General features: G+C 52.9%; 2 protein-coding genes. Both read left to right on the top strand.

Annotation, left to right across the window (positions count from 1 at the left end; genetic code table 11):
- A partial coding sequence (locus ABYW01_RS17200; protein ID WP_372835097.1) for a LysR family transcriptional regulator occupies positions 1–803 on the top strand: 803 nt, incomplete at its 5' end.
- A gap of 123 nt (positions 804–926) precedes the next feature.
- Positions 927–3068: a 4Fe-4S binding protein gene (locus ABYW01_RS17205; protein ID WP_372835099.1), complete on the top strand. Its 2142-nt coding sequence runs from the start codon at positions 927–929 to the stop codon at positions 3066–3068.
- Positions 3069–3390: the final 322 nt, after the last annotated feature.

Raw genomic sequence — 3390 nt, forward strand, 5'->3', positions numbered from 1 at the left:
CGGTCAGCCGTGCACTGCAGCGATTACGCGATATGTTTGGCGATCCCTTACTGGTGCGTACCCGAGAGGGGTATGACCTGAGTGCCCGGGCTCAGGAGATATTGCCGTGCCTGAATGCGTTGTTGCAGGGTGCGAGCAGTTTAATCCAACCGATACAGTTCGACCCGGCTTCTGCAGTGGATACTCTGCGTATGACCGGTCTGGATTTGGAGGCGGCGCTTTATCTGCCAAAATTGACCAAGGTTTTGCACAACGAGGCGCCAAATCTCAAGATTGAGTTGGTGCCTCAAACCCCGGACCACTTCCATAAGCTTGATGAGGGTTCGGTGCACTTCAGCCTGACGGGGCTGGAGCCAGAGTTTGCGATGGATCAGTTTCATCGGGTCTTGATTGATAACATGGAGTCTATCTGTGTAATGGACAAAGACAACCCGTTGGTTCAGGAGATGACGTTGGATCAATACGTCAGTTGCCGACACGGTATGGTGTCTATTACAGGTAAGGGACCGGGGTCGATGGACCGGAAACTCCAAACAATCGGCCGCAGTCGTCAGCTTTCGATGAAACTCTCCAGTTTTATGTCGGTCGCGGAATTTTGTGAAGGGACTGAACTGGTGTTTGCGCTGCCTCAGCGGCTGGCGGAACATATCACCAAAGACCGGGATCTGGTGATGCGACCCTTGCCACCTGAAATCCCCCGCGACGATATACGTTTCTACGTGTATTGGCATGAACGTCATCACCACGATCCGATGTGTGCATGGGTGCGTCAGAAGATCAGTGAAGTTTTCCAGTCGGCTTGAGGCCGGTTTTGCATCTTTTGGATATGTACCAAAGTACCGCCTGAATCCCCGATCAGACTCATATAGACCGCCCTTATTCTGGAACCTAATAGAGAATTAGGTTCCAGAATAAGGGTTTCTCTGATGTGCAGTTCATCCCGGACGCTGCGGCAGTCTGTTTTTTACCTGCTGTTTATACTGCTGATGCTGGTTTCATATCGCCCGCTGCTGGCCGCTGACGGTACTGAAGCGATCCCGCTGAATACGTCGATTAAGGCTATTTTCCCCAAGGCCACCCGTTTTGGCGATCCTGAGCAGAACCCGCCGGTTGTGCCGGTGTATCAGCTGAATGAGTTGCTGGGATATGCTTTTAAGAGTACTGACCTAAGCGACCTTCCCGGTTTTTCCGGTGACCCGATCCTTCTGCTGATCGGCATTGATACCCGTGGTCAATTTGTTGGGGTGCAGGTGCTCAGTCATCACGAACCTATCTTTATGCACGGTTTGGGTGAAGGGCCGATGTTTAATTTTATCCACCAATATGTCGGGCGGTCGGTCAAAGATCGCATTATTGTGGATAGCCGCCGTGCTGCTCAGTCTGATGGCAGTGAGAATGGCACGGTGTACTTTGATGGCGTGACTAAGGCCACGGTCTCTGTTCTGGTGATCAACGACATTATGCTGTCGGCTGCACTGAAAGTGGCGCGGGCTAAGCTGGAAGGTTTTGAGCAGGCGGCTCCGTCACGGGTGCGTGAAGACGTGTTTGAACCGCTGAACTGGTCACAAATGACAGAGAGGGGGTGGGTTAAGCGCTGGCAGTTGTTGGTCGATGAAGTGGAAGGCGGACTGGGTGATAGCATCGCCATATATCCATCGATCGATATCGATGAATCAATGAGCGAGGACGGCTCGCCTCTGTTCAGTGATCTGTACTACGCCTATCTGAATCCACCCTCCGTGGGGCAGAACCTGCTGGGTGTGGAAGAGTATGCTCGGCTGATGAGTATCCGAAAACCCGGTGAACACCTGCTGTTAGTGGCATCGAACGGACCATTTCCGTTTGTAGAGGAGGGCTTTCGGCCCGGCACGGTGCCTACACGTATCGGTATGAGCCAGAATGATCTGCCGGTAGATATTCGGGATATCGATTTTCTCGACGACAGCGGTTTTCAGTCGGGTGACGGGCCGTATCTGGAACGCGCACATATCTTTCGCATCAAAGCACAGGCGGGATTTGATCCTGCCCAGCCGCTGGAATTGCAGTTTAATCTGGATGTGAAACGTAATCATCTGATTCGAGATCAGGCGAGTTTCAGTGACCAATACGGTTTGCCGGAGCATCTGTTCGAGAAGGTCGAGATCGAAGAGTTTGTGCAGGACCCTCTGTGGTTGCGCATTTGGAAAGACCGGGTCGGCGATACCGTTGTAATGCTGCTTGCGCTGCTCGTCCTGACAGGGCTGTTTATCTGGCAGCATCGCATGACTCAGCACAGTGTGTGGTTCCACCGTTTCCGGTGGGGCTTCTTGATGTTTACGCTGGGATTCGTCGGGTTTTATACCCAGGCACAGCTGTCGGTGGTCAACATCTATACCTTGCTGTTGGCGCTGGTGGATGGCTTTGATATTACGGTGTTCTTGCTTGACCCGATTATCTTTGTGCTCTGGACCTATGTGTTTATCAGCCTGTTCCTGTGGGGGCGGGGATTGTTCTGTGGCTGGCTGTGTCCGTTTGGGGTGATGCAGGAGCTGACCTCAAAGCTGGCTAAACTGCTGAAGATCAAACAGTTCAAAATATCGGAACCGCGTCATCAACGGCTGCAAAAACTTAAGTATCTGATACTGCTGGTATTGGTCGGCAGCGCGTTCTTCTCGCTCAGTCTGGCGGAAAAAATGGCAGAGATTGAACCGTTCAAAACAGCGGTAACGCTGGTCTTTGTACGCAGTTGGCCGTTTGTGCTCTACGCGGTGTTGCTGCTGGTGGCGGGATTATATATCCACAAATTCTTCTGCCGTTACCTCTGCCCATTGGGTGCAGGGTTGGCGATTCTGGGGCGCTTCAGTGTCTTTAAATGGCTGAAGCGTCGTGCGGAGTGCGGTGCACCCTGTCAGCTGTGCAAAGTACGGTGTGAGATCGACTCAATTAATCGGGACGGTTCCGTTGATTACGATGAGTGTGTTCAGTGTCTGGAGTGTATTGTGATCCTGAATAATGCGGACCAGTGTGCGATTGAGCGTTCCCAGCGGAAACAGAAGAAGGCAGGGCGGATATTGGCGACACAGATCTAAGGGATTCTGCTTTTACTATGGGGTTGTAGGGCAGCCTCATCGTCATCGTAGATGATTAGGCTGCTGGCAGGCTGAAGCCTGCCCTACAGGGGGCGGGTTTGTAGCCGTTGCCCCCGAGAGGAGTTCTTTGGCAGAATGCCGAAACGAGGGCTGCGTAGGTGTTTTTGTAGGGCTGCCTTCAGGCTGCCGGCAGGCTGAAACCTGCCCTACAGGGGGTGGGTTTGTAGCCGTTGCCCCCGAGAGGAGTTCTTTGGCAGAATGCCGAAACGAGGGCTGCGTAGGTGTTTTTGTAGGGCTGCCTTCAGGCTGCCGGCAGGTTGAA

It is taken from the genome of Pontibacterium sp., from assembly GCF_041587635.1.
GTDB lineage: Bacteria > Pseudomonadota > Gammaproteobacteria > Pseudomonadales > Balneatricaceae > Pontibacterium.